The 25,575-nt window shown below is 74.3% G+C and carries 23 protein-coding genes and 1 tRNA gene; 12 read left to right on the top strand and 12 right to left on the bottom strand.

Translation table 11 applies throughout. The annotated features are described in order from the left end of the window. The first annotated feature begins 155 nt into the window (after nucleotides 1-155). The 5 genes from ACIF6L_RS02995 (at nucleotide 156) to ACIF6L_RS02975 (ending at nucleotide 5,841) form a co-directional block, all read left to right on the top strand. On the top strand, nucleotides 156-1,436 hold the full coding sequence (locus ACIF6L_RS02995; protein WP_329488605.1) for an aspartate kinase: 1,281 nt from the start codon (nucleotides 156-158) through the stop codon (nucleotides 1,434-1,436). Next, entirely contained in the window at nucleotides 1,433-2,485 is a 1,053-nt protein-coding gene (locus ACIF6L_RS02990; RefSeq protein WP_396485960.1) for an aspartate-semialdehyde dehydrogenase, read from the top strand. Before ACIF6L_RS02995 ends, ACIF6L_RS02990 begins: the two co-directional genes overlap by 4 nt. A gap of 484 nt (nucleotides 2,486-2,969) precedes the next feature. Continuing rightward, nucleotides 2,970-3,515, top strand: coding sequence for a SigE family RNA polymerase sigma factor (locus ACIF6L_RS02985; protein WP_329492163.1), 546 nt, complete (start codon nucleotides 2,970-2,972; stop codon nucleotides 3,513-3,515). After that, entirely contained in the window at nucleotides 3,508-4,926 is a 1,419-nt protein-coding gene (locus ACIF6L_RS02980) for a hypothetical protein (RefSeq protein ID WP_396485959.1), read from the top strand. The genes ACIF6L_RS02985 and ACIF6L_RS02980 overlap by 8 nt, the downstream gene beginning before the upstream one ends. A 123-nt stretch (nucleotides 4,927-5,049) precedes the next feature. Next, entirely contained in the window at nucleotides 5,050-5,841 is a 792-nt protein-coding gene (locus ACIF6L_RS02975; protein WP_359804107.1) for an SURF1 family protein, read from the top strand. Between the two features lie 57 nt (nucleotides 5,842-5,898). Here the strand turns inward: ACIF6L_RS02975 and ACIF6L_RS02970 are convergent, their stop codons facing one another. Beyond that, nucleotides 5,899-6,111, bottom strand: coding sequence for a hypothetical protein (locus ACIF6L_RS02970; RefSeq protein WP_396492460.1), 213 nt, complete (start codon nucleotides 6,109-6,111; stop codon nucleotides 5,899-5,901). A gap of 63 nt (nucleotides 6,112-6,174) precedes the next feature. On the opposite strand from ACIF6L_RS02970, the gene ACIF6L_RS02965 reads away from it, so the two are divergent. After that, entirely contained in the window at nucleotides 6,175-6,513 is a 339-nt protein-coding gene (locus tag ACIF6L_RS02965) for a hypothetical protein (protein WP_396485958.1), read from the top strand. 64 nt (nucleotides 6,514-6,577) lie between these two features. Here ACIF6L_RS02965 and ACIF6L_RS02960 read toward each other — a convergent pair whose 3' ends face one another. The 3 genes from ACIF6L_RS02960 to ACIF6L_RS02950 all read right to left on the bottom strand — a co-directional run bounded on the left by ACIF6L_RS02960 (nucleotide 6,578) and on the right by ACIF6L_RS02950 (nucleotide 10,549). Beyond that, nucleotides 6,578-8,458 (bottom strand): S9 family peptidase, encoded by a 1,881-nt coding sequence (locus tag ACIF6L_RS02960; protein ID WP_396485957.1) that lies wholly within the window; start codon nucleotides 8,456-8,458, stop codon nucleotides 6,578-6,580. Nucleotides 8,459-8,540: 82 nt separating this feature from the next. Further along, entirely contained in the window at nucleotides 8,541-10,013 is a 1,473-nt protein-coding gene (locus ACIF6L_RS02955; RefSeq protein ID WP_396485956.1) for an MFS transporter, read from the bottom strand. Between the two features lie 158 nt (nucleotides 10,014-10,171). Beyond that, nucleotides 10,172-10,549, bottom strand: a complete 378-nt coding sequence (locus ACIF6L_RS02950; RefSeq protein ID WP_396485955.1) for a nuclear transport factor 2 family protein — start codon at nucleotides 10,547-10,549, stop codon at nucleotides 10,172-10,174. Between the two features lie 154 nt (nucleotides 10,550-10,703). On the opposite strand from ACIF6L_RS02950, the gene ACIF6L_RS02945 reads away from it, so the two are divergent. The 3 genes from ACIF6L_RS02945 (at nucleotide 10,704) to ACIF6L_RS02935 (ending at nucleotide 14,274) form a co-directional block, all read left to right on the top strand. Then, nucleotides 10,704-13,502: an AAA family ATPase gene (locus ACIF6L_RS02945; RefSeq protein ID WP_396485954.1), complete on the top strand. Its 2,799-nt coding sequence runs from the start codon at nucleotides 10,704-10,706 to the stop codon at nucleotides 13,500-13,502. Between the two features lie 30 nt (nucleotides 13,503-13,532). Beyond that, entirely contained in the window at nucleotides 13,533-13,673 is a 141-nt protein-coding gene (locus tag ACIF6L_RS02940) for a hypothetical protein (protein WP_359833996.1), read from the top strand. Between the two features lie 235 nt (nucleotides 13,674-13,908). Continuing rightward, a complete protein-coding gene (locus tag ACIF6L_RS02935) occupies nucleotides 13,909-14,274 on the top strand; it encodes a MerR family transcriptional regulator (RefSeq protein ID WP_396485953.1) in 366 nt (121 codons plus the stop codon). A 74-nt stretch (nucleotides 14,275-14,348) separates the two neighbouring features. On the opposite strand, the gene ACIF6L_RS02930 is transcribed toward ACIF6L_RS02935, so the two are convergent. The 4 genes from ACIF6L_RS02930 to ACIF6L_RS02915 all read right to left on the bottom strand — a co-directional run bounded on the left by ACIF6L_RS02930 (nucleotide 14,349) and on the right by ACIF6L_RS02915 (nucleotide 18,449). Beyond that, nucleotides 14,349-15,497, bottom strand: a complete 1,149-nt coding sequence (locus tag ACIF6L_RS02930) for a transposase (RefSeq protein WP_352290566.1) — start codon at nucleotides 15,495-15,497, stop codon at nucleotides 14,349-14,351. Nucleotides 15,498-15,748: 251 nt separating this feature from the next. After that, on the bottom strand, nucleotides 15,749-16,621 hold the full coding sequence (locus tag ACIF6L_RS02925; RefSeq protein WP_396485952.1) for a TetR family transcriptional regulator: 873 nt from the start codon (nucleotides 16,619-16,621) through the stop codon (nucleotides 15,749-15,751). A 221-nt stretch (nucleotides 16,622-16,842) separates the two neighbouring features. Continuing rightward, complete coding sequence (locus ACIF6L_RS02920) at nucleotides 16,843-17,826, bottom strand: NAD-dependent epimerase/dehydratase family protein (protein WP_396485951.1); 984 nt, start codon at nucleotides 17,824-17,826, stop codon at nucleotides 16,843-16,845. Further along, complete coding sequence (locus ACIF6L_RS02915; RefSeq protein ID WP_329488588.1) at nucleotides 17,823-18,449, bottom strand: ScbR family autoregulator-binding transcription factor; 627 nt, start codon at nucleotides 18,447-18,449, stop codon at nucleotides 17,823-17,825. Before ACIF6L_RS02915 ends, ACIF6L_RS02920 begins: the two co-directional genes overlap by 4 nt. A 121-nt stretch (nucleotides 18,450-18,570) precedes the next feature. Between ACIF6L_RS02915 and ACIF6L_RS02910 the strand changes: the two genes are divergently transcribed. Beyond that, on the top strand, nucleotides 18,571-19,518 hold the full coding sequence (locus ACIF6L_RS02910; RefSeq protein WP_359834004.1) for a ScbA/BarX family gamma-butyrolactone biosynthesis protein: 948 nt from the start codon (nucleotides 18,571-18,573) through the stop codon (nucleotides 19,516-19,518). Between the two features lie 254 nt (nucleotides 19,519-19,772). On the opposite strand, the gene ACIF6L_RS02905 is transcribed toward ACIF6L_RS02910, so the two are convergent. The 3 genes from ACIF6L_RS02905 to ACIF6L_RS02895 form a co-directional block, all read right to left on the bottom strand. After that, nucleotides 19,773-19,846: transfer RNA gene (locus tag ACIF6L_RS02905), tRNA-Pro, on the bottom strand. Nucleotides 19,847-19,946: 100 nt separating this feature from the next. Continuing rightward, nucleotides 19,947-20,888 (bottom strand): metallophosphoesterase, encoded by a 942-nt coding sequence (locus ACIF6L_RS02900; protein WP_329488537.1) that lies wholly within the window; start codon nucleotides 20,886-20,888, stop codon nucleotides 19,947-19,949. 132 nt (nucleotides 20,889-21,020) lie between these two features. Next, complete coding sequence (locus ACIF6L_RS02895; protein ID WP_396485950.1) at nucleotides 21,021-21,653, bottom strand: CGNR zinc finger domain-containing protein; 633 nt, start codon at nucleotides 21,651-21,653, stop codon at nucleotides 21,021-21,023. 130 nt (nucleotides 21,654-21,783) lie between these two features. On the opposite strand from ACIF6L_RS02895, the gene ACIF6L_RS02890 reads away from it, so the two are divergent. Continuing rightward, complete coding sequence (locus ACIF6L_RS02890; RefSeq protein ID WP_396485949.1) at nucleotides 21,784-22,239, top strand: GatB/YqeY domain-containing protein; 456 nt, start codon at nucleotides 21,784-21,786, stop codon at nucleotides 22,237-22,239. 189 nt (nucleotides 22,240-22,428) lie between these two features. Here the strand turns inward: ACIF6L_RS02890 and ACIF6L_RS02885 are convergent, their stop codons facing one another. Continuing rightward, nucleotides 22,429-24,687: a transglycosylase domain-containing protein gene (locus ACIF6L_RS02885; protein WP_380382436.1), complete on the bottom strand. Its 2,259-nt coding sequence runs from the start codon at nucleotides 24,685-24,687 to the stop codon at nucleotides 22,429-22,431. Nucleotides 24,688-25,209: 522 nt separating this feature from the next. On the opposite strand from ACIF6L_RS02885, the gene ACIF6L_RS02880 reads away from it, so the two are divergent. Next, entirely contained in the window at nucleotides 25,210-25,533 is a 324-nt protein-coding gene (locus tag ACIF6L_RS02880) for a WhiB family transcriptional regulator (RefSeq protein WP_033333275.1), read from the top strand. The last annotated feature ends 42 nt before the right edge of the window (nucleotides 25,534-25,575 follow it).

The raw sequence follows: 25,575 nt of genomic DNA, 5'->3' as shown, positions 1-25,575 counted from the left end.
ACCGCCGCCCACCTGCTGAAACGGGCGTCTCATCATATGGAAAGCGGCAGTCGCGGCACCCCCGCTCGGTAGACTGGCGCGGACCGCACAACCCCCGCCACCCGGGGGTGCGGGGGCCCAGCGCCCCCGGAAACGACACAAGTCGAGGAGCGCACGTGGGCCTTGTCGTGCAGAAGTACGGCGGCTCATCCGTTGCGGATGCCGAAGGCATCAAGCGCGTGGCCCGTCGAATCGTTGACGCCAAGAAGGCCGGCCATGAGGTCGTCGTCGTGGTGTCCGCGATGGGCGACACGACGGACGAGCTCATCGAACTCGCGGAGCAGGTGTCACCCCTCCCTGCCGGCCGTGAGTTCGACATGCTGCTGACCGCTGGAGAGCGCATCTCCATGGCGCTGCTGGCCATGGCGATCAAATCCCTGGGTCACGAGGCCCAGTCCTTCACGGGCAGCCAGGCCGGTGTCATCACCGACTCCGTCCACAACAAGGCGCGCATCATCGACGTGACGCCGGGCCGCATCCGCACCGCCCTGGACGAGGGCAACATCGCGATCGTGGCCGGTTTCCAGGGCGTCTCGCAGACCGGCAAGGACATCACCACGCTCGGTCGCGGCGGCTCGGACACCACCGCCGTCGCCCTCGCCGCGGCCCTCCGGGCCGAGGTCTGCGAGATCTACACCGACGTGGACGGCGTGTTCACCGCCGACCCGCGCGTGGTGAAGAAGGCCCGCAAGATCGACTGGATCGCCTACGAGGACATGCTGGAGCTGGCCTCGTCCGGCTCCAAGGTGCTGCTCGACCGCTGCGTGGAGTACGCGCGGCGCTACAACATCCCGATTCACGTACGCTCGTCCTTCTCGGGTCTTCCCGGGACGATCGTCAGCAACGACAACCCGAACCAGCCCGAAGGGGGCGAGATGGAGCAGGCCATCATCTCCGGAGTCGCCCACGACACTTCCGAGGCCAAGGTCACGGTCGTCGGCGTGCCGGACAAGCCGGGCGAGGCGGCGCGCATCTTCCGCGCCATCGCCGACGCCGAGGTCAACATCGACATGGTGGTGCAGAACGTCTCGGCCGCCGCGACCGGGCTGACCGACATCTCCTTCACGCTGCCGAAGACCGAGGGCCAGAAGGCCATCGACGCGCTCGGCCGGGTCAAGGAGGGCATCGGCTACGAGTCGCTGCGCTACGACGACGCGATCGGCAAGATCTCCCTGGTCGGCGCCGGCATGCGCTCCAACCCGGGGGTCACCGCGACCTTCTTCGAGGCGCTCTCCGAGGCCGGCGTCAACATCGAGCTGATCTCCACCTCGGAGATCCGCATCTCGGTCGTCACCCGGGCCGACGACGTCAACGAGGCCGTGCGCGCCGTCCACAGCGCCTTCGGGCTGGACAGCGAGTCGGACGAGGCGGTCGTCTACGGAGGCACCGGGCGATGACCCGCCGGCCGAACCTCGCCGTCGTCGGCGCCACCGGCGCGGTCGGCGAGGTGCTGCTCGGCCTGCTCTCCCTTCGTCAGGACATCTGGGGCGAGGTGCGCCTCGTCGCCTCCCCGCGCTCGGCCGGCCGCAAGCTGACCGTGCGCGGGGAGTCCGTCGAGGTGCTCCCGCTCACCGAGGAGGCCTTCGAGGCGATCGACGTCGCGCTGTTCGACGTGCCCGACGAGGTCTCCGCCCGGTGGGCGCCGATCGCCGCCGCCAAGGGCGTGGTGGTGGTCGACAACTCCGGCGCGTTCCGGATGGACGGGGACGTCCCGCTGGTCGTCCCCGAGGTCAACGCGGCGGCGGCCCGGATGCGGCCGCGCGGCATCGTGGCCGGTCCCAACTGCTCCACATTGGCGATGATCGCCGCGATCGGCGCGCTGCACGCCGAGTACGGGCTCAGCGAACTGGTGGTCGCCTCCTACCAGGCGGCCTCCGGTGAGGGCCGCTCCGGGGTGGACGCGCTGCGCGCCCAGGTCGCGCTGGTGGCGGGCACCGAGGTCGGCGAGCAGACCGGCGACCTGCGTGCCGTGATCGCCGACAACGGCCCGTTCGCCGCCCCGCTGGCGCTCAACGCGGTGCCCTGGGCGGGCGCGCTGATGGACGGCGGCTGGTCGTCCGAGGAGCTGAAGCTCCGCGACGAGTCGCGCAAGATCCTCGGCCTGCCGGCCCTGCGGGTCTCCGCGACCTGCGTCCGCATCCCGGTCGTGCGCACCCACGCGCTGGCCGTGCACGCGGTCTTCGAGCGCGAGGTCACCCAGGAGCACGCCCAGCAGATCCTCCGTGACGCCCCCGGCGTGGTGCTGTACGACGACCCGGCGGCCGGGGAGTTCCCCACCCCGAACGACGTGGTCGGCACCGATCCGGTCTGGGTCGGGCGGGTGCGGCGGGCGCTGGACGACCCGGCGGCGCTGGACCTGTTCCTCTGCGGTGACAACCTGCGCAAGGGCGCGGCGCTCAACGCCCTGCAGATCGCCGAGCTGGTGGCGGGCGAACTCCTCGTCTGACGCGCCGTGGGCCGGGGCGGGGCCGCGAGGCCCCGGACGGCCGGGTGGAGGCGGGTGACGCCGGACGACGCGGGGGCCGGATGAACCGTCGGAACGGAACCGACCGTGAGACCGGTAGGGGCCGGGGACGGGAATGGATCGTGTCCCTCCGCAAGGCTCCAAGGGGCGGAGCGGGACCGGAGCGGGACCGGGGCGGGACCGGACGGGCTCCGAAAGCGGCGAGAACCGTGAGACGTCGTGAGATTCCGTGCGCCTTCTGCGGTCCTTCGGAGGTCACTTGCCCAATCCGCCGGAATCCCCTGGAGCGGGCCGCCGCCCGTACGCGAGAATGTTCCGTGGGCTGGGGCAACCATGACAGGGGATCGAGTGTCCAACGGGCGTGGCGAACGTGATGGTGGGGGCAGGGGCGGGCATCTCGGCAGCGGCCGTGGTGACGTTCTCGCCGCGTGCCCAGCGGCCTGCGGATAGGCCGGAAGACAGCCAGATGACGGCGGTCGCACCCGGCACGGCGGGCTCCGGTGCCGGTACCGGCGCGGGTACCAGCGAGGACCTGCTCACCGAGACGTACCAGGCCCACTACCGCTCCCTGTTGCGGCTGGCGGCGCTGCTCCTCGACGACCTCTCGACCTGCGAGGATGTGGTCCAGGAGGCGTTCATCCGGGTGCATTCGGCACGCCGCCGGGTGCGCGAGCCGGAGAAGACGCTCGCCTACCTGCGGCAGACCGTGGTCAACCTGTCCCGCTCCACGCTGCGACGGCGGATCCTCGGCCTGCGGCTGCTGCCGAAGCCGATGCCTGACATGGCCAGTGCAGAAGAAGGAGCCTACGATGCGCTGGAGCGCGACCAGTTGAAGGCCGCGCTGCGTGGTCTGCAACGTCGTCAGCGGGAGGTTCTGGTGCTCCGTTACTTCGTGGACATGACGGAGGCACAGGTCGCGGATACCTTGGGCATCTCGCTCGGCTCGGTGAAGGCCTACGGCTCGCGAGGGATCGCCGCGCTGCGGGTCCAGATGGAGGCCGGGCATGGCTGACGACCGGGTCGGTACGAGCGGTGGCCCGGACGGGAACGGCCCGACGGCGCAGGGCCCGAGAGCGGACGGTCCTGACATGCGCGGGCCGAAGGCGCCCGGTCCGAAGACGCTCGGCCCGACGCCCGGTCCTGACGCACCCGGTCCGAAGGCGCTGGGCCCCGACGCGCTCGCCCCGAAGCCCGACGGGCCGCCCACCGACGGGCTCGACACCGACGAGCTGCTGGTCCGCGTGCTGCTGCAGCGCGCCGTGGCCGAGGTGCAGCCCGACCCCGCCGGACTGCACCGGATCCGCCGCGCGGTACCCCGGCGGCGGGCCGCCCGGCGCGGCGCCTGGACCGCGGCCGCCGCACTGGCCGTCGCGGTGGCGATCGGCCTGCCGGCCCTGCACGACGACGACCACCTCGGACTCTCCGGCGGCCCCGGCACCCCCGGCGCGTCCGGCGCGACGCCCTCGGCCACCGTCGAGGGTACGGCCGGCACCGACGCCCCGGGCCCGAACGCGCTGCCGCACCCCGAGGCCAGTGGTTCACCGGGCGCCGGCAGCCCGTCCGGCTCGGCGAGCACACCGCCGCGCCCGGGAGCCAGCAGCGCCGACGCCGGAGCGGGCGCGTCAGCCCGGCCCAGCGCCTCCAGCACCGGCGGGGGCGACGACGCGCCCGTACCGCTCTGCCTCCGGGGCGACCTCGGGCAGGGGACGGCCAGGGTCGGCGCGGCCGACGGGGACGGGCGGATCTACGGGTACTTCACGGTGGTCAACACCTCCGCGCACACCTGCCGGCTCGGCGGGCCGGGCTCGGTCGCGGTGACCGGTGCCACCGGGACGGACCAGTCCCGGATCCGGGTGACCGACCACACGGCGGACGATCCGGCGACCGACCTGGCCGCCCCGCGACCGGGCGGCGGCGACGGCCCCGGGCTGCTCCTTGCACCGCAGGCCGCCTACCGGGTGGACTTCGGCTGGGTGCCGGACGGCGGCGGCTGCCGGACCGCGGGCGGCGTCTCGCCCAGTGCGACGGCCGGCCAGAGCGGTCCGGGCAGCTCCGGTTCGGGCGGCGCCCAGGCGTTGCGGTCCGGCGGACCGGGCGGCTCGGCCGCGGGCTCCGGCACGGGCGCCGTCGCCCCGGCGATCGGAGCCTCGGCGGCACCGACCGGGGCGCCCCCGGCATCCGCCACCCCGACGGCGGGCCCGACCACGGCGCCGAGCCCCTCGGCCACCCCGACCTCCGGCCCCACCGCGCCGCCGGCCGGCGTCACCCTCGCGCACACCCCGGCGCCCGGCAGCCCGAGCGCCGCCTCCGTCGTCCTGCCGGGGGCCTGCTCGGGCACGGTCTACCGCACGGTGCCGCAGGCCGTCGTGGCGCCCACCCCGACCGGGACCTCGGCGCCGTCCACCTCGCCGTCCTCCGACTGACCCCGCCGCCGGGTGCCGGCCCGCTCGTGCGGGCCCCGGCCGCGGTGCCCGGCCCCGGTCCGGGCGGGCGTGGCGGGGCCCCTGTGGTCGGGCGGGGTGTGAGGACTGGTTACCGTGGGGGGTGTGTACCGGTTCCTCCTCACTCCGCGCTGGCTGAGCGGCACCGCGCTGGCCGTCGCGGCCGTGGCGGTGTGCGTCTGGCTCGGCTCCTGGCAGCTCGGCCGGTTCGAGGACAAGGTCTCCTCGCATCAGGAGATCAGCAAGGCGGTGGACGACGCCGGCACGGCCGCGCCGCTCGGCGAACTGCTCGGCCCCGACCGGCCGCAGGTCACCACCGACACCGTCGGCCGGGCCGTGACGGTGTCCGGGACCTTCGACCAGGAACACCAGCTGCTCGTGCCCAACCGGGTGCTGGACGGCAAGCAGGGCTACTACGTGCTCACCCCGCTGCGCACCGACGACGGCCGGATCGTCGCGGTGGTTCGCGGCTGGGCGCCGGGCACGCCCGCCGAGGGCGCGGCCGCCACGGCGCTGCCGCCGGCCGGCGAGGTCACGGTGGCCGGGCGGTTGCAGGCCGGCGAGAGCAGCGGCAGCGGCGGCGCCGTGGCCGGCGGGCTCCCGGCCGGACAGCTCGGCACGATCAACAAGGCCTCGCTCGTCAACAAGCTCTCCTACGACGGCTGGTACGACGGCTGGGTGTCCTCGGACACCGTGCCGGCGGGGCTGACCCCGGTGCCGACCGTGCAGCCGCAGGGCGGCGACGGCCTCAGCCTGCGGGCGTTCCAGAACCTCGGGTACACCCTGGAGTGGTTCGTCTTCGGCGGCTTCGTCGTCTTCATGTGGTTCCGCCTGGTGCGACGCGAGGCGGAGGCCGAGCAGGACCGGGCCCTCGGGCTGGACCCGGTCCTGGAGTAGCCCCGGCCGGGGTGCGAGCGGCCGCCCGGGGCGGGTTCGGCGCTCCGGACGCCGGGCTCAGCCCTCCGGACCCAGCTCGCCGGACGCGGGGCTGATCGCTCCGGACGCCGGGCTCAGCGTGAGGGCTTCGCCGGCGGGACGGCCGGCTTGGACGGCAGAACGGGCGCCGTCGGCACGGCCGGCGTCGGGTGCGGAGTCGCCGCGGGCGGGGACCAGGGTGTGCCGGACGGGGTCGAGGACGGCGAGACCGTCGGGGGCGGGTTGCCGCACCGGCCGCTCCCGCTCCCGCTGCCGCTGTCGTCGTCCGAGTCGTAGTGGTCGGTGTGGTGGCGGGTGCTGCGCCCGCTCTTGGAGTTCTTCGACCCCTTGGACCCGGACGACTTCGACCCGGACGACTTGGACGAGGCGAGCACGACCGCCCCGTCACCGGCGTCGGCCCGCGTGACGTCCGTGACGGCCGTGACGTTTGTGACGGCCGCACCTGACGCACCCGACGCACCCGACGTACCCGACGCACCTGACACGGCCACCGCGACGTCGGCCGCGCGGAAGACCGCCCGGACGGCCGGGCCCCCCGCCGCCCCGGCCGCGGCCGTCGTCGCGGTGGCCGTCGCCGTCGGCCGGCTGGACGGCGGCAGCGGCGGCGGGCAGGCCGCGTCGCTGCCGTCCTGACCCGAGCAGCCGGTGAGCGCGAGCGCCCCGGCCACCCCCACCCCCGTGAGCGTCAGCCGACGTCTCACCCCTTGCCCCCGTCGCTCGGCTCGCCCTGATCCGCCCCGGCGCTCCCCGCGCCCAGGTGCCGCCGGACGAAGTCGATCTCCAGCCGCAGCTGCTTGATCCGCTCCTCCACCACCAGCGAGCCGTGCCCGGCGTCGTACCGGTAGACCTCGTGCGGCCGGCCCAGCTGCTCCAGCCGCTCCACGTAGTTCTCGATCTGCCGGATCGGGCAGCGCGGGTCGTTCACCCCGGCGCTGATGTAGACCGGCACCCGGACCCGCTCGACGTAGGTCAGCGGCGAGGAGGCGGTCCAGCGCTCGGGCACCTCGGTCGGTGTGCCGCCGAAGAGCGTGCGGTCCAGGGACTTCAGCGCCTCCATCTCGTCGTCGTACGCCGTCAGGTAGTCGGCGACCGGGACGGCGGCGACGCCGAGGGTCCAGTTCTCCGGCTGCACGCCGAGGCCGAGCAGGGTGAGGTAGCCGCCCCACGAGCCGCCGGTGAGCACGAGCCGCTCCGGGTCGGCGAGCCCGCTCGCGACCGCCCAGGCGCGGACGGCGGCGATGTCCTCCAGCTCGATCAGGCCGACCCGCTCGTGCAGCGCGTCCGTCCAGGCCTGGCCGTAGCCGGTGGAGCCGCGGTAGTTGACCCGGACCACCGCGAAGCCGTGGTCCAGCCAGGCGGCCGGGCCGGCGGCGAAGGAGTCGCTGTCGTGGTGGGTCGGTCCGCCGTGGACGTCGAAGACGGTCGGGAACGGGCCGTCGCCGACCGGGCGCTGGACCAGCGCGTGCACCCGGCCGCCCGGGCCGTCCACCCAGACGTCCTCGACCGGTACCGAGCCCGGCGGCACCGGGCCCGGCGCCCGCAGGACGACCGTGCCGGCGGTGGACCGGACGGCGGACGGCTCGGCGGCGGAGGACCAGAGGAACTCCACCGTGCCGTCCGGGCGGGCGGTCGCGCCGCCGACGGTGCCGCGCGGGGTCTCCAGCCGGGTCAGTACCCCGGTGTCGAGGGCGTACGAGAACAGCTCGCTGCGCGCCTCGTACTCGTGCTCGACCAGCAGCGCGCGGGCGTCGGGGCGCCACTGGGCGGAGACGTCGCCGGGCAGCTCGCGGCCCTGCTCGTCGCGGAGCGCGAGCGCGGTCTCGGCCCCCGTGGCCACGTCCCAGATCATCGGCTCCCAGCGGCCGGTGCGCTGGTGGGCGACCAGCAGCCGGGTGTCGCCGTCGACCGGTGCGAAGCCGAGGCAGGCGATGCCGCGCGGCTCCGGGTGCCCGGTGACCTCGTCCAGCTCGGCGACGGTCGCGCCGTCGGCGAGCCGGACGACCCGCAGCGCCGAGTGCATCGCGTCGCCGTGCTCGGTGTGGTCGATGGCGAGCAGCGCGCTGTCGTAGCTGAGGTCGCCGATGCCGCCGTACTCCTCGTGGCGGTAGATCTCCACCGCCTCGGCCGCGCCCGGGCGGCGCAGGTGGAGGGTGGTGCCGTGCTCGTCGGTGGAGCGGCCTACCACGACCGTGCCGTCCCGGCCGAGGGCGAGGCCCGCGGAGTAGGAGGCGGCCAGGCCGGGCACGGCCTCCTCGTCGGGAGAGCCGGCGCCGTCCTCCGGGCGGCCGGCGAACGGCTGGCGGCGCCAGATCCCGAACTCGTCGCCGTCGTTGTCGTCGAACCACCAGATCCACGCGCCGTCGGGCGACAGCTCGGCGTCGGTGGTGCCGTTCGGCCGGTCGGTGACCTGCCGGTGGGTGTCGGTGGCGCGGTCCCAGGCGTACACCTCGTAGGTACCGGTCGCGTTGGACACGTACAGCGACCGGTCGGGGGCGTCCTCCGCCCAGTCCGGGAGGGAAACCCTGGCTGCCCTGAACCGCTGCTCCCACGCCGGTACGGCGCTCTTCTCCTCGCTCATCCACCCATCCAACCCGATCGGGGGGAGTGAACGGAACGGGCGGGTGGACCGGGACCGGTCCACCCGCCCTGCCGCGCTCCCCTCAGGGCGTCCGGCGGGGCAGCAGCTGCACCAAGCCCACCAGCAGCAACTCCAGCACCGCCAGCGCGGCGACGCTGCGCTCCAGGGCGGTGACCGGGTCGCCGGCGCCGTAGTGGACGATCCCGATCAGCGCGATCCCGAGCGCCCCGGCGACCTGCTGCACGGTGGCCAACAGCCCCGCGGCCGACCCGACCAGCCGGGGCTCGACCGAGGCCAGCACGACGCTGGTCACCGGCGCGATCACCAGCCCCATCCCGAGACCGTCCACGAACAGGCCCGGCGCCAGCCACCAGACGCCGCCGGTCGTCCCACCGGCGTGGACGGCGAGGCCGAGCAGGCCCAGCCCGCCGGCCATCAGCAGCCCGCCCAGCGCGATCGCCTGGCGGCCGAGGCGGGCGGCGACGCGGTGCGCCGTGGTGGAGGTGAGCAGGTAGCCGGCGCCGATCGCGGTGAAGACCAGGCCGGAGCCGAGGGCGTCCAGGCCGCGGCCCTGCTGCAGGTGCAGGGCGAGCACCAGGAAGAACGACGCCTGGCCGAGCCAGAAGGCGAGTTGGGCGAGCAGCCCGGCGGCGAAGGCCCGGCTCCGGAAGAGACCGGTGTCGACCAGCGGCGTCCCGGTGTGCCGGTGCTGGTGGACGGCGAAGCCGGCGAGCAGGGCGAGGGCGGCGCCCAGGCAGAGCCAGGTCCAGAGCGGCCAGCCGGCCTCGCGGCCCTGGATCAGCGGCAGCACCAGGCCGGTCAGCGCGACGGTGACGAGCAGGACGCCCACCGGGTCCAGCCCGGGGCGGTGCGGGGCGCGGGACTCCGGCAAGCAGCGGCGGACCAGGCCCAGCGCGGCCAGGCCGACCGGCAGGTTGAGCAGGAAGCAGCTGCGCCAGTCCAGGCCGAAGAGGTCCGCGCGGATCAGCGCGCCGCCGATCAGCTGGCCGAACACCGCGCCCACGCCCATCGTCAGCCCGTACATCGCGAACGCCCGGGCCTGCGCCGCACCGCTGAACGCGGTGCGCAGGATGGCCAGCACCTGCGGGCCCATCAGCGCCGCCGCCAGCCCCTGCGCGATCCGGGCGCCGACCAGGGTGGCGGCGGTCGGGGCCAGGCCGCAGCCGGCCGAGGCGAGCGTGAACAGGGCCAGGCCGAGGGCGAACACCCGGCGCCGCCCGTAGCGGTCGCCCAGCCGGCCGGCGGTGATCAGCCCGGCGGCCAGCGCCAGGGCGAAACCGGCGATCACCCACTGGACGGCGGCCGGGCCGGCGCCCAGGTCGGCCTGGACGGACGGGACGGCGACGTTCACCACGAAGACGTCGAGGGCGGTCATGAAGGTGGCGGTCAGGACGACCGGCAGCAGGCCCCGGGTGGCGGGCGCCGCGGCCCCGGCCGCAGCCCCGGCCGTGACCGGGCTCGTGGGCAGGGCGGTGCGGGTGGGCGGGGCGGTGCTCGTGGGCAGGCCGGTAGGCGCGGGCGGGGCGGTGCTCATCGCGGGCTCTCCTCGGCGGTTTCGGGAGCGGTTTCGGGAGCGGGGCGGGGGTCGGGCGTGGGTGCGCACGGCGTCGGCCGGGCGAGGGTCGGCCGGGCGCGGGTCGGCCGGGCGCGGGGGCGGGTGCGTCGCCCGCCCCCGTTGCCTCCTCCGGCGGCTCAGGCGCCCGGGACGCGGTCCAGGAAGCCGTACACCGAGGCGATCCGGCCGTCCGGACCGGCGACCAGCACGTCGAACCCGACCACCAGGGCCTCCCCGCCCGCCGGTCCGAGGTTCCAGGTGAACCGGGCGATGCCGTGGTGCGCGTCGACCGGACCGAGGGTGAACTCCAGGCCGGGGAACTGCGCCTGGGCCGCGCCGGTCAGGGCGTCGACGCCGTCCCGGCCGGTGACGGCGGCCAGCGGGTCGGTGTAGCTGCCGTCCTCGGCCCACGCCTCGTCGACCAGCTTGCGGCGGGCGGCCGGGTCGGTCTCGTTCCAGGCGGCGAGGTAGCGCTCGGCGAGCCGGTGGAGGTCGGTCACCTGAATGTCGTTCATCGTCTTCTCCCGTGTCCTGCTGGGTGGTTCGGCGGGTCGTTCCCGCTGCTCATGAAGGTACGGACGACGCCCGGTCGGCGAATCCGTCACGGATAGGTAGGGGAGCGGGCGCACCGCCGGGGCCGTAGGTAGGCCACGCCAGTAGGGTCGGAGGATGGGGATGCTCTACGGGCGGGAACAGGAGCAGGCCGTCGTCGACGCGCTGCTCGACGGCGCGAAGGCGGGCCGCAGCGGGGTGCTGGTGCTGCGCGGCGAGCCGGGGATCGGCAAGACCGCGCTGCTGGAGTACGCGGTGGCGGCGGGCGGCGGCGCGTTCCGGGTGATCCGGGCGACCGGCGTCGAGTACGAGGCCGAACTCCCGTTCGCCGGGCTCAGTCTGCTGCTCGCCTCCGGGCTGGACCGGCTCGCCGCTCTGCCTGGTCCGCAACGGCGTTCCCTGGAGGGCGCGTTCGGACTGGGGGACGCCGCCGTACCGGCGCAGCCGGGCGGCGACCGGCTGCTCACCGGTCTCGCGACGCTCGGCCTGCTCGCCGAACTCGCCTCCGATCAGCCCCTGTTGTGTGTCGTCGACGATGTGCAGTGGCTGGACCGGGCCTCGCTGGACGCCCTGCTGCTCGCCGCCCGCAGGCTCCAGGCGGAGGGCGTCGCCCTCCTGCTCGCCACCCGGGACGCGGGCGCCTCCGGCACCTCCGGCGACGGTCTGCCGCCGACCGGCCTGCCCGAACTCCGGCTGGCCGGGCTCACCGAGCCCGCCGCCGCCCTGCTGCTCGACTCCCGCACCGCGTCGGCGCTGACCGGCGACGTCCGCCGCAGGATGCTCGCCGAGTCCGCGGGCAACCCGCTGGCGCTCACCGAACTGCCCGTCCCGGTCGAGGGATCCGCCCCCGGCCGGGCGGGGGCGGCCTCCGGCGGGCTGGCGCTCACCAGCCGTCTGCAGATCGCCTTCCACGGCCAGGTCACCGGTCTGCCGCCGGCCACCCAGACCCTACTGCTGGTCGCCGCCGCCGAGGAGAACGGTGACCTCGACGTCGTGCTGGCGGCCGCGGCCGCCCTCGGCGTGAGCGCCGACCACCTCGCCCCCGCCGAGGAGGCGGGCCTGGTCGCCCTGGGCGCCGACCGCCGCCTCGCGTTCCGGCACCCGCTGCTGCGCGCCGCGATCCTGCAACGCGCCCCGGTGCAACAGCGTCTGACGGTCCACCGGGCCATCGGCGGAGCCCTGGAGAACGGCGACCGCCGGACCTGGCACCTGGCCCTCGCCGCCACCGCGCCCGACGCCGACCTCGCCGACGCCCTGGAGCGCACCGCCGTCAGCGCGGAGACCAGGGGCGCGCACGGCGGCGCCGCCGCCGCGTACGAGCGCGCCGCCCGGCTCACCCCCGACCGCGACGGCGCCACCCGGCGCCTGGTGCTGGCGGCCGAGGCCGCCACCGAGGAGGGCAAGCTGGCACAGGCCGAGGCGCTCGCCGAGCAGGCCGGAGCCCGGACGGACAGCGTCTTCGCGCACGCTCTGCTGGACCAGGTCCGGGCCACCGCGCACTTCTGGCGCGGCTCCTACCCGGCGGCCTACCGGCTGCTGCTGGACGCGGCCGGTACGGACATCGAGGCGCCGCACGCCGCCCGGATGCTGCTCCAGGCCTTCCACGCGGCCTGGTACGCCGGAGAGGAGCCGGTGGTCGCCGTGCTCGACCGGCTCGCCGCGCTCCCGCTGGCCGAGGGGGATCCGCTCACCCCGCTCGCCCGCCACCTGTCGGCGGCCGTCCTGCCCGCGCTGGGCCGCCCGGCCCCGCCGCTGCCGGCCGCCCGCGACACCGCGGCGGCGGCCCGTCGGGCGGGCGCCGAGACGCCGAGCGACCTGGTCCAGCTCTGCGGGGTGACGCTGGTCCTCGGCCGGGACGCCGAAACGGTGGAACTCGGCGCCGAACTCGTCGCCGAGGCCCGGGCCAAGGGCACCGTCGGGGTGCTGCCCACGCTGCAGTTCTTCCTCGCCGAGGCGGAGCTGTTCCACGGGCGGCACCGCGACGCCGAGGTCACCGCCACCGAGGCCCTGGCCCTGGCCCGGGACACCGGCCAGCACCAGTGGGTCAGCCAACTCAGCGCCCTGCTCGGCTTCCTGGCCGCGCTGCGCGGCGCGGAGCAGGAGTGCGCCGCGCTCACCGCGACCGCGCGGACGGCGACGGCGCTCACCCATACCGACACCGGGGCGGGGCCCGGCGGCGGCGAACCCGCGCCCGCGCCCGGGGAGCCCTGGGCCCAGTGGGCGCTCGCCCTGCTCGACCTCGGCCGGGGCCGCGCCGCCGATGCCGCCGAGCGCCTCCAGGCGCTCACCACCGGCCCCTACCGCCACCACGTGGGCGCCACCCGGGCCGTCCCCGACCTGGTCGAGGCCGCCGTCCGGCTGGGCGCCCCGGAGCGGGCCGCCGAACCGTACGAGCGCTTCGCCCGCTGGGCGGGCGCCACCGCCGTGCCGTGGGCGGAGGCGCTGCGGCTGCGCTGCCAGGCACTGCTCGGGCCGGACGAACTCGCCGAGTCCGCCTACCGCGCGGCCCTCGATCTCCACGACGGCACCCATCGCCCCTTCGAGCAGGCCCGCACCGCGCTGCTCTACGGCGAGTGGCTGCGCCGCGAACGCCGACGCACGGACGCCCGCCCGCACCTGCGCGCCGCCCTGGAGACCTTCGAACTGCTCGCCGCCCACCCGTGGGCCGACCGCGCCCGCACCGAACTCACCGCCACCGGAGCCGGCGCCCCGGCCCCCGCCGACGCCCCGGTGGGGCCCCTGGCCACCCTCACCCCGCAGGAACTGCAGATCGTCCGGCTGGCGGCGCGGGGGCTCACCAACCGCGACATCGCGGCCCAGCTCTTCCTCAGCCCGCGCACGGTCGGCCACCACCTCTACAAGGCCTACCCCAAGCTCGGCGTGACCGCCCGCACCGACCTCCCGGACCTCCTCTGACGCTGCCCCCGCGGACCGGCGACGGCCGACGTGCCGGCAACTCGTCGGCGCCGCCGCTCCCGGCTCGGCAGCGCGGAGCAGGTGGGGATCTTCCGCCCCAGCAGCCGGACCTTCGCGCTGAGCAACGCGTACGCGGGGCAGCCGGATTCGGCGTTCCGGATCCTCGGCTGACGGATCGGCGCAGGCGCGAACGGTGGGCCGGGCGACCGGGACGGAGAGCGGTGCCCGTCCCGGCCACCCGGCTCTCTCCGCTGTCCGGCCGCCGCTTTCCCATGGGCCCGACGGGCCGTCAAATCACGTGTACTGCACCTGAGTCGGTGACTCGCTCCGCACGCGATCGGGTGTGCCCTTCGGCGTTACAATCACCGTCGGTGAGCGATGCGCGGCCGCGCGTTCGGAGGGTCACATGCGGATCGGTGAACTGTCGGCGCAGACCGGGGTCAGCGTCCGCCTGCTGCGGTACTACGAGGAGCAGGGGCTGCTGGAGACCCGCCGGCGCGACGGCGGCCACCGCCGGTACGGCGCCGACGCGCCGGTGGTCGTGCGCCGGATCCGGGCCCTGCTGGGCGCGGGGCTCTCGACCAGTGCCATCCGCGATGTGCTGCCCTGTGTGAGCGGTGAGAACACGGTGGACTCGTGCGTGCTGGAGGTGCTCGAAGACCGGCTGGCGGCGCTCGACCGGCAGTTGCTGGTCCTCGGGGCGAGCCGGGCCGCCCTGGCGGGCATGGTCGCGGCGGCCCGGGAGGCGGAGGCCGCGGCGCTGGTGACGTAGGGCGCTGGCGCTCCCGGGGCCGGCCCGCTGCCGCGCGGGCGGCCGGCCCCGGGTGGGCGGCGGTCGGGCGGGGGTCAGGCGGAGGTGCGGAACACCTCGCGAGCCGGCGTCCCGGTCAGGTCCGGCCGGTCGTGGCCGAGCGCGTACGCGGCCGAGACCATCGTCATGTGGTGGTGCCAGCCGAGGTAGGAACGGCCCGAGAAGTCCAGCAGGCCGAAGTCGGCGCCCAGCCGGTCCACGGCGTCCCGGGTGGTCGCCGCGGTGCCGAGCAGGGCGAGCACGGCGGGAGCGTCCTCGCTGAGGTTGGTCAGCCAGTACCGCCGGTCCCTGCCGCCGCGGGCGTCCTGCACCCAGAGCCGGTGGACGGGCGCGCCCTGGACGCCGGGGGTCAGGACCGGGACACAGCGCAGCGTCGGCTGCGGGGTGCCGGGCGTGCGCGGCCGCTGGCGCGGGAGGAGCGACTCGACCGGCACGGCGTCCTGCTGGATCCGGCCGAACCGCCCGGTGGTGGCCTGCAGGACGGGGCGGACGGCCTGGTGCGGCCGGGCCTCCAGCAGGTACGGGACGCCCCGGCGGGCGAGCGCCGACATCAGCGGCGGCAGGTCGTCGACCACCGTGAGGTCCGCGACCAGCGGGGCGACGGGGAGGTGGGCGGCCAGCCGGTCGACCATGTCGAGCACCGTCCGGTCGGCCGGGCGCGGGGTGACGGAGTCCGGGATCCGGGCGCGGACCCGGCGGTCCCGGTCCTCCGTCCAGTCGGCGTCGAGCAGCAGCGACCAGTCGACCGGTACGGCGTGCCGGTCGGTGGCGATGAACATCCCGGCCGCGGCCTGGCACTTGATGGTGCGGCCGAACTCCGGGACGAAGCGGCGGTGGACGCCGACCGCCTGGTCGCCCCGCTTGGGGATGACCGCCAGGGTGGCCGTCCAGGCCCGTACCGGGCGCGGGCCGGTGGTGGTGAGGCGGGCCAGGGTGCGGCGGGCCGGCCGCCAGTCCCACGGGCTGCCGTTGATGAACTGCTGCAGCGAGAGCGCGGCGGTCCGGCTCGTGGTCAGGCTGGTGGCCATGTTCGACAACGACTTGCGGCCCGGTGCGGCGAGCAGGCCGCGTAGATAGGCGTGGGCCCAGCGGCGTTGGTCTATCCGGGGCAGGTGGGCGAAGACCTGCTCGGCGAACCGGGAGACCGATGCTTCGCCGGCCGGCGGCAGGTGTTGCGCGTCCATGTGAGCTCCCCGGGATCGTGAGGTGCCGTGAGTGCCGTCCCGGGAAGAATAGCGAACGATCGCTTTGTTTTGGGGGTCGAGGTGAGCGCTGGCACGATTCTGACAAGTTCGTATGCCGGGGTGTGTGCGCCCCGGCGCACACCTGCCATCGCAGGGCGCGGAGCATGGGGGTGCGCTGCTCCTGCGCCGGTACCACGCCGGTACCGCGCCGGTGTCCAGCCCGGCCGCGGGGCGCGTACGGAGGGACGGCGTCAGGCCGAGGGACCGGCCAGCGTGCGGTGCCAGAGCCTGCGGAGCCGCTGCCGGAGCTCGTCCCCGGTGGGGGCGGTCGCCCCGCCCACCGGCACGACGCCGCGCCGCAGGGCCTCCGAGCCCACCACGAGGCAGTGCACCAGGATTTCGAGGTCCTGCGCATCGGCGGCCGCCGCCGTCGGGGCCATCCGGTCCCCGGGACCCTGCCCGTGGGGGGTGCGCTGTGCTGCGGTGTGCTGTCCGTCGGGGTCGCACTGTGCTGCGGGGCCCTGGGCTTCGAGGTCGTGCCGGGCCGCAGGGCCCTGCGGCCCGGGGCTGTTCGACCCGCCGGCCCGCGGCCCGGGGACGCCCGGCTGGTGCCGCGTCAGGTGCCCTCGCAGGACGGGGATCCAGCTGGCGTACCAGTTGTCGGCCGAGCCGGGCTGTTCCCAGGCCAGTCTGGCCGCCGCGCTGACGCTGGGCTCGTCCTGGAGCAGCCGGGTGAGCACGTCGGTCAGCCGCGCCACCTCGCCGGTGCCGCAGCCCGACGGGGCGCTGTCGGCCCCGCCGGGGCTGTCGCGGGCCGGAGGCCCGCCGTCCGTTCTCGCGTCACCCGCCGGGGCCCTGTCGCCCGCCGTGGCCCCGTCCTCCGCCGTTCTGCCGCCCTCCGCCGGGCCCCCGAGGGCGGCCCGGGTGAGCTCGACGGCGTCCGCGCGGACGGCGTCCGCCAGGCTGGCCTTGGTGGGGAAGTGGAAGGTCAGCGCGCCCATCGTGACCCCGGCCGCCCGGCTGACCCGGGAGAGCGAGGTGCCGGCGTAGCCGTGCTGGTCGAACTCGCCCGCGGCGGCCCGCAGCAGGGCCCGTCGGGTGTGCTGGGCGCGTTCCTGCTTCATCGCCCACCGCCGTCGGGGAGGGCTGCTCTGGCGCACCGGCCGAGCGTCGGCACCGGCTCCACGGCCTGGAGCGGGGGACTGACGAACCGCATGAGCGGGAGTGGCTCCTTCGAGCAGACGGAGCGGGGCGGGCGGAAGGCCGGGACCCCTGCGTCGGTCCGAGCCGATCCGACGGAGTCCCGACGCTACGCGGAGCGGGCCGCATACGCACCGCTCGGCCGTCATCCGCTTGCAGCTTTGGCAACTCCTTCGGAACTCCGTTCGGTGGCCGTGGCGTCCGTCCGCGCGAGGTGGTCCCGGTACCAGGGCGCGGCCGCGGCGAGCCGGTGCAGCGGTCCCGGCCCGGGATCGGTGCCGGTCGACCGCCAGATCTCCGTGCTGCGGTACCAGTGGTCCTGGGCCAGCAGCGCGAACTGCCGCTCGCTGAACACCCCGGGCGCCCGCCGCAGTTCGGCCAGGCAGCGCTCCCAGGGCCAGTCCTGGCCGGGGGTCGGCGGCAGAACCCCGTGCTCGGCCAGGGCGTCCAACAGGGCGCCGCTGCGGACGGGTTCGGGGTGGCCGGCGTGGTGGACCCCGCTCGGTGGCCGTTCCGGCCCGAGGGCCAGCCCGGCGACGAGCCGGGCCAGGTCCTCCACCGCGACCAGCGAGAGCAGGGCCGCGCCGCCGTCCCACCGGGCCGGCACCCGCCGGGTGAGTTCGGCCAGGCAGGGCACGACCCAGCGGTCCCCGGCACCCAGCACCAGCGGCGCGCGCAGCACCACCGCGCCGGCGTCGAGCGCCGCGCGCTCCCCGATCAGCCTGGTCCGGCTGGCCGCCGAGACGGGCGCCGGCGTCACCCCGTCCACGTCGATGCCCCGGTGCGGGCCGGGGCCGTACACGGCGGTGGTGGAGAGGTGGACGATCCGCCCCACGCCCGCCCGGGCGGCCTCCGCGAGCAGCGCCCGGGTGCCGAGCACGTTGACCGCCGCGCAGGCGTCCTCGTCACCGGAGACGGCGGCGGCGAGGTGGACCAGGACGTCGGCGCCGTCGGCCGCGCCGCGCAGGGTCGCCGGGTCGGTGAGGTCCGCCGCGACCCGGACCGTCCCGGGCGGCGCGGCGGAGCGGGCGACGGCCCGGATCACGCCGGTCTCCGGCCGGGCGCGCAGCGCGGCGAGCACCGCGGAGCCGATGAAGCCGCCGGCCCCGGTCAGCAGGATGCGCGTCACGCCCGGTGCCCGCGCTCCGCGAGGACGCCCCGCAGGGTCTTCACGACCGGCGCGGTCGCGATCCCGGGCAGCAGGTACCACCAGAGCCGGGCGATCCGCTCCGGCAGGTCGGCGCGGTTGCTGCGCAGGTGGGACATGACCTGGGTGCCGGTGTAGGCCCCGACCAGGACCTGGGAGAACTCCGCCGAGTCGACGTCGGGCAGCAGCTCACCGGCCTTGCGGGCCTCCTCCAGCTCGGCGCAGAACTGCTCGGCCCACATCTCGTACGGCCGGACGTCCCGCAGGCCGAGCTGGCCCTGCTCGACGGCGAGCGTGACGCCCGCGCGCAGCAGCACGTTCTCCCGCAGCTCGTCGGCCAGGTACAGGTTGAGGTCGAGGAGCTGACGCAGACCGGCCGGCCGGTCCGGCAGTTCCAGGTCGGCGGCCTGCTCGTCCATCACCGCCTTGGCCAGTTCCTCCTTCGACCGGAAGTGGAAGTACATTGCGCCTTGGGTGGTGCCCGCCTGTGTGATGATCTTGTTGACGCTTGAGCCGCTGAACCCGTACTCGTCGAAGACCTGTGCGGCGGCCCTCAGGATCGTCCCGCGGGTGCGTACGGCTCGGTCCTGCTTCGCTCGCGTCACAGTGACTCCAAACTCCTCGACAAACAAAAAGAACGACCTCTACGTTATTTGCAGCGGGGCCCGGCGTACACAACGGAGGCTCCACCAACCACGCCAGTGGCCATTCTGGGGGAGTGCACACATGTATCGCACAGACCACGGCAGCACCATGACTGCTGCGACCACCGTGCCCAAGGAACTCGTCCACAAGCGCGCGGCCGAAGAAGTGCTGCTGACCGGCTGGGAGACCACCGGTCCGGACGCCTACCGGGTGACCGCCCGCTGGCCCCGCGATCGCGCCGACAGCGGGCTCTACGACCCGATGCTGCTGGTCGAGACGGTCCGGCAGAGCTTCCCGCTGCTCTCCCACGCCGCCTTCGACGTCCCGCTCGGGCACCACCTCGTCTGGGACCGGTTCAGCTTCGCACTGGTCCCTGAGCTGCTCCTGGCCGACCGCCCCGCCGAGCGGGACGGCGACGAGGTCCAGCTGGACGTGGTTTGCCAGGACGTGGTCCGCCGCGGCAACCGGGTCTGCGCCCTCACCCTCTCCTACATGGTGAGCCGGGCCGGCGAGCCGCTCGCCACCGCCCAGACCCGCTTCACCGTCCAGGCCCCGGCCATCTACCGGCGGCTGCGCGGGGACCACGCCGACGCCGCCACGGCGATGGCACGCGCCGTGCCGCCCGGGCCCCCGATACGCACCGCGAGACCCGATGCCACCACCTCGCAGGACGTCGCCCTCTCCGCCACCGACCACGCCCGGCGCTGGCAGTTGCGGGTCGACACCTCCCACCCGGTCTACTTCGACCACCCCGTCGACCACGCGCCCGGCGCCCTGCTCCTCGACGCCTGCCGCCAGGCCGCCCAGGCCCTCTGCTCCCCGGCCCCCGTCCTGGCGGTCGCCATGGAGTGCGTCTTCACCAGCTACGTCGAACTCGACGAGCCCTGCCTGGTCGAGGCCGCCCGCCTGGCCCGCGACCCGGCCGGCCGCGACCGCATCGGCGTGACCCTCCACCAGGGCCCCGACGACGCCACCTCCTGCTCCACCGTCGTCACCGTCGTCCCCCACCCCGACGCCCCCACCCACTGACCCGCGCGGCCGGCGCCGTCGAGCAGATCACCACCGCCACGGAGAACGAACGGACCCACCCGGCCCGTACCCCCGGCGACGATCCACTCGACGGCCCAGGTCCCGGGAGCCCACTCCTGAGGGCGGGTCAGCCACCGCCCACCGGGAGCCGCCCCGGCCGGCGGCCTCTCCCGGATCTCTCCCGAGCCCCCCGGGAAAAGCAGTCAGGGCCGGTGACCCTTACGGGTCACCGGCCCTGAGCTGGTGTTACTGGGTCGGGGTGGCGGGATTTGAACCCACGGCCTCTTCGTCCCGAACGAAGCGCGCTACCAAGCTGCGCCACACCCCGGTCCTGCGGTTTGTTGCTCCGTCTCCTTCGCAACGAGTAGAACTCTACCGGACGCTTGCCGAGAGACGAAATCCGATTCCCCGGGGGGCTCCGCCGCAGGTCAGCGGGAGGGGGTGAGGGTGAGGAGGGTGGCCTCGGGCGGGCAGGCGAAGCGGACGGGGGTGTAGCGGTTGGTGCCGCAGCCGGCCGACACGTGGAGGAAGGCGCGGCGGCCGCCGGCCTGGTGGGTGGAGAGGCCCTTGACCCGCTTGGAGTCGATGTCGCAGTTGGTGACCAGGGCGCCGTAGAAGGGGACGCAGAGCTGGCCGCCGTGGGTGTGGCCGGCCAGGATCAGCGGGTAGCGGTCGGCGGTGAAGGCGTCCAGGACGCGCAGGTAGGGCGCGTGCACGATGCCCAGCGAGAGGTCGGCGTCGGCGGACGGGCCGCCGGTGACCTCGCTGTAGCGGTCGCGGCGGATGTGCGGGTCGTCCAGGCCGGTGAACTCGAGGTCGAGGCCGCCGATGTTCAGCCGGCCGCGGGTGTTGGTGAGGTCGAGCCAGCCGGCCGCGTCGAAGCCGTCGCGCAGCTTCTCCCACGGGTTGTGCACGGCGCCGGTGATGCCGCGCCGCGCGGTGCCGTCGGGGTTGTTCATCCCGTGGGCGCCGCTGCGCATCGCCTGGAGGTAGCGGGCCGGGTTCTTGCGGGCCGGGCCGTAGTAGTCGTTCGAGCCGAAGACGTAGACCCCGGGGAAGTCCATCAGCGGCCCGAGCGCGTCGAGCGTGGCGGGGACGCCGAGCGGGTCGGAGAGGTTGTCGCCGGTGTTGACCACCAGGTCGGGCCGGAGTCCGGCGAGGCTCTGCAGCCAGCGCTGCTTCTTGCCCTGGCCGCTCACCATGTGGATGTCCGAGACCTGCAGCACCCGGAGGGGGCGGGCGCCCTTGGGCAGGACGGGGACCTCGACCCGGCGGAGCCGGAAGGAACGGACCTCGTACCCGGCGGAGTAGGCGAGGCAGGCGGCGCCGGTGGCGGCGATTCCGAGGGGGACGGAGTACAGCGGTCGCATCGCTCCATGCTCTCAGACGGTGGATCAGCCGGTGAACGTCCGGTGGGCCGGGGAGGACACGCCGTTGTGGTCCGAATGCCCGTGCCGCCACCTGTGCCGGACCGTGCCGCCGCCCCGGTCTGCCCCGGCCGGTCAGGCCGACCCGGTGGCGGGGTCCGTCCGCTCGGCCTCGTCGCGTCGGGCCCGGAGGGCGCGGACCTTGTGCAGGTTGCCGCAGTGCTCCATCGAGCACCAGCGCCGCCGTCCGGGCCGCGAGGTGTCGACGAAGATCAGGCGGCAGTTGTGGCCGCCGCACTCCCGGACCCGGTCCGCGTAGGGGCCGGTGAGCAGGGTGATGGCGTCACGGGCGAGGGCGGAGAGGACCTGGTCGCCGTCGGCCGGCAGCGGGGCGGCGGCCGCGCCGTCCGGGCCGATCTGCGGGACGAGCGGCGGGTGGGCGGCGGCGCGGTTGAGTACGGCGTAGTCCGCCCTGGCCCCCGCCTCGCCGTGTGCCCGGGCCGCCGCGAGGCGCCAGAGCGCGTCCCGCAGGGTCCGGGTGGCGGTCAGCTGCCCCACGTCGACGCGGACGCCCTCCTCGGGGAGTTCCAGCCGGGACAGCTCCAGCCACCGAGTGAGGTCCTCAGGATGGTGCAGCACCTCGTACCGGGCGTAGTCGCCGGGGCCGCCGGTGGTGAGGAGCTCCAGGCAGAGCGCGCCGGGGTCGAAGAGGTAGCGCGCACCTCCGGGAGTGTGCAGCACCAGTCCGGGCGCCCGTTCGTCAGTCATGTAACCACCATAAAGAGTTACCAGGCGGGTGCGAGGAGCCTCCCGCGACCGCGGCCCGTGCGCGCTCCACCGCCGATGCTCCGGCGTTAATGGCGGGCAGCCGATCGCCGCAGGTGGGAGACTCTGGGCCATGACCACGCTCAAGGAGCAGTTGCACCAGGACCTCACGGCCGCGATCCGGGACCGGGACGAGCTGCGCTCGGCCACCATCCGGCTGACGCTCTCCGCCATCACCAGCGAGGAGGTGGCCGGCAAGGAGAAGCGGGAGCTCTCGGACGCCGAGGTGCTGAAGGTGCTGGCTCGCGAGGCGAAGAAGCGCCGGGAGGCGGCCGAGGCGTTCGACGCCGCCGACCGGACGGAGCAGGCCGCGCGGGAGCGGGCCGAGGGGGAGTTGCTGGCGGGGTACCTGCCCAAGCAGCTGTCCGACGAGGAGCTGACGGCGATCGTGGCCGCCGCCGTCGCGGAGAGCGGCGCGACCGGCCCGCAGGGCATGGGCGCCGTGATGAAGCTGGTGAAGCCGAAGGTGGACGGCCTGGCCGAGGGCGGCCGCGTCGCCGCCGCGGTCAAGACCGCGCTCACCGGCTGACGGCCTCGACGGCCGCCCGCCCGCCCGACCGACCGACCGGCCGGGCGCCGGCGACACGGCCCCCGCGACGCGCCGCGCGAAGACGCCGCCGCACCACCCCGCACCAACAAGAGGGGCGCCCTCCGAGCAGATCGCTCGGAGGGCGCCCCTCTCGGTGTCCCAGGCTGTCGGCCGGTCAGTGCGGGCCGGTCAGTGCCGGCCGCCGTTCCCATTCCCGTTGCCATTGCCGTTCCCGTTCCCGCCGCCGATGATCCCCGGCGGGAAGGTGAAGCCGCCGCCGATCATCCCGCCGGCGTTGGTGGCGCCGCCGGGGTTGCCGCCCGGCTGGCCGCCGGGGTTCCCGCCCGGGGTGCCGCCACCGGCCGCGGCGGCGTCGCCCGCCGGCGGCGTGGCCGGCGCGGTCGCGTTCGGGTCGGGCTTGGGCGCCGGGTCCGGGATGTTGATGGTCTGGATCTGGTCCTTCGGCGAGCCCTTGAGCGCCTGGTTCATCGCCAGCTGCCAGATCGGGCCGGGGCCGTCGGCGCCGAAGACCTCGGGGAAGTACTTGCCGCCGATGGTGATGTTCTTCATCTTCACGCCGCCGGCCGGGCCGCCGAGCCAGACCGAGGTGGCGAGGGACGGGGTGTAGCCGCTGAACCAGGCGGCCTTCTTCTCGTCGGTGGTACCGGTCTTGCCGGCGATCTGGCGGCCGTCCTCCAGGCCGAGGGCGGCCGCGGTGCCCTTCTCGGTCACGTTGAGCAGGACGGTGTTGAGGGCGTCCGCAGTCTGCTCGGAGAAGGCCTGGCTGCAGGTGGACTGCGGGACCTTGACGTCCTTGCCGTCCACCGTGCTGATCTTGTTGATCGCGATCGGGGTGCAGTACTTGCCGCGCGCGGCGAAGGTCGCGTAGACGTTCGCCATGGTCAGCGGCGAGAGCTCCTGGGTGCCGAGGACCATCGAGGGCACCTCCTGGAACGCGTCGCCCTTCGCGGACTGGGTGATGCCGAGCTTGTTGGCCATCTGCTTCATCGCGCAGAGGCCGACCTGCTGCTCCATCTGCACGAAGTAGGTGTTCACCGACAGTGCCATGGCCTGCTTGAGCTCGTACGGGCCGACCTCAGAGGTGGACTCGTTCTTCACCGTCGCCTTGGGCTTGTCGGTGTTCTTCCAGGTGCCCGCGCAGGTGGACATCGACGGGTAGTCGATCTTGTTCTCGGACGGGAACGGCTGGGTGGGGGACATCCCCGACTCCAGCGCGGCCGCGGCCAGGATCGGCTTGAAGGTCGATCCGGTCTGGAAGCCGTTGCCGCCGCCCATCGCCGCGTCGACGTTGAGGTTGACGACGGTCTGGTTCTTGTTGGGGTCCAGGCCGTAGGGGCGGGTCTGGGCCATCGCCAGGATCTTGCCGCTGCCCGGCTCCATCATGGTCGCGGCGGCCGACACCGAGTCGGTGACCTTGACCTTGGAGGTCACCGCGTTCTGGGCGGCGGCCTGCTTGTCCGGGTCCAGGGTGGTGTAGATGTTCAGTCCGCCCTGGTCCCAGAACTTCTTCCGGTCCGCGACGCTCTTGCCGAACGCCGGGTCCTGCTTGACCACGTGCCGGACGTAGTCGCAGAAGAAGCCCATGCCCGCCTGGGCGGTGATGCAGCCGTTCTGCGGGTCCTTGTACTTCAGACCCAGCGGCGCGGCCTTGGCCTCCTTGGCCTGGTCCGCGGTGATGTGCTTGTTCTCGACCATCTTGTCGAGCACCACGTTCCGGCGCTTCACCGTGTTCTCGGGGTAGCGCACCGGGTCGTACTGCGACGGGTTCTGCACCATGCCGGCCAGCGTGGCGGCCTCGGCGACGGTGAGGTCCTTGTTGTTCTTGCTGAAGTAGCGCTGGGCCGCGGCCTCGACCCCGTAGGCCTGGTGGCCGTAGAAGGTGATGTTGAGGTAGTTGGTGAGGATCTGGTCCTTGGTCAGGTCCTCCTCCAACTTGATCGCGACCTTCAGCTCCTGGACCTTGCGCCCGAGCGTCTTGCGCTGCGCGTCCAGGACGGCGGCCTGGTCGTCGCCGGCCTTCTCCACGTTGACGTTCTTCACGTACTGCTGGGTCAGCGTCGAGGCGCCCTGGGAGGCGGTGCCGCTCTCCGCGTTCTTGCTGACCGCGCGCAGCACGCCCTTGAGGTCGACGGCGCCGTGCTCGTAGAAGCGCGCGTCCTCGATGTCGACCTGCGCCTGGCGCATGTAGGGGGACATCTGGTCCGCCGTGAGCACCGTGCGGTCGCGCTCGTAGACCTTGGCGATCAGCCCGCCCTTGGCGTCGAAGATCTGCGTGGCCTGCGTCAGCGGCGGGGTCTTGAAGTCGTCGGGGATGTCGTCGAAGCTCTCCGCCGTGCTCTTGGCGGTCAGCCCGAGCGCGCCGACGGCGGGCAGGGCCATGCCGGCCAGCAGTACTCCGGAGAGCACGCTGACCCCCAGGAACTTCACTCCGTGTCCCGCGAAGTCGAGCGGTGACCCGCGGCGCCGGCCGCTCGGAGCTCCGGGGTTGCCTGGGGGCTGGGGTGCCTGGGGGCGCTTCGGTGCCATGGGGAGAACCCTACGTCGCCGAATCCCGTACATAGGGGCAGGTGTTCGCCTAGGCTTGTCACAAGCTTGCGACAGCTTCGGTGCGTCAACGTCACTCACTCTTGTGAGTGATGAGGATTGCCCGAATTGCCCCTCTCTGGCCGGTTTTTGAGGCAGCTGTTGGCAGCTGTCCACCCCCTTTTGGTGGCTCTCCGTAACGGCTCGCGTGGCGAGAGTTCCCCCGGGTTTCTTGGCAAGGCTTGCGACCTGCGATCACTCCAACGAGTGAGCTGACCGATACCCATAGTCCGATCGGGTCATTCGAGATTGAGCCCGAAGGGGCTGTTGCAAGCTGTCGTTCTTCCGTAACGTCCTCAACTGGCAACGGTGAATATGCCGTTGCCGCCGTGGGGGAGCCTCGATTCGGGAGAGGACGGCGCCGGCATGGGCTGGGTAGACGACTGGAGTGCGCAGGCCGCCTGCCGCACTAGTGATCCGGACGAACTGTTCGTCCAGGGGGCGGCGCAGAACCGCGCCAAGGCGGTGTGCAGCGGGTGCCCCGTTCGCACGGAGTGCCTGGCGGACGCACTGGACAACCGGGTGGAGTTCGGGGTCTGGGGCGGGATGACGGAGCGCGAGCGGCGGGCGCTGCTGCGCCGGCGGCCGACCGTGATGTCGTGGCGGCGGCTGCTGGAGACGGCCCGCACCGAGTACGAGGAGTCCCTCGCCACCGGTGTGATACTGACGGACTACGCCCAGGCGGGCTGAGCGACCTGGCTGGTGCTGAGCGGCCTGTCTGGTGCTGAGCGG

The organism is Kitasatospora sp. NPDC086009 (assembly GCF_044540385.1).
Classification (GTDB): domain Bacteria; phylum Actinomycetota; class Actinomycetes; order Streptomycetales; family Streptomycetaceae; genus Kitasatospora.
The sequence above is the reverse complement of the archived record's forward strand: the minus strand, read 5'-3'. Positions and strand labels throughout refer to the sequence as shown.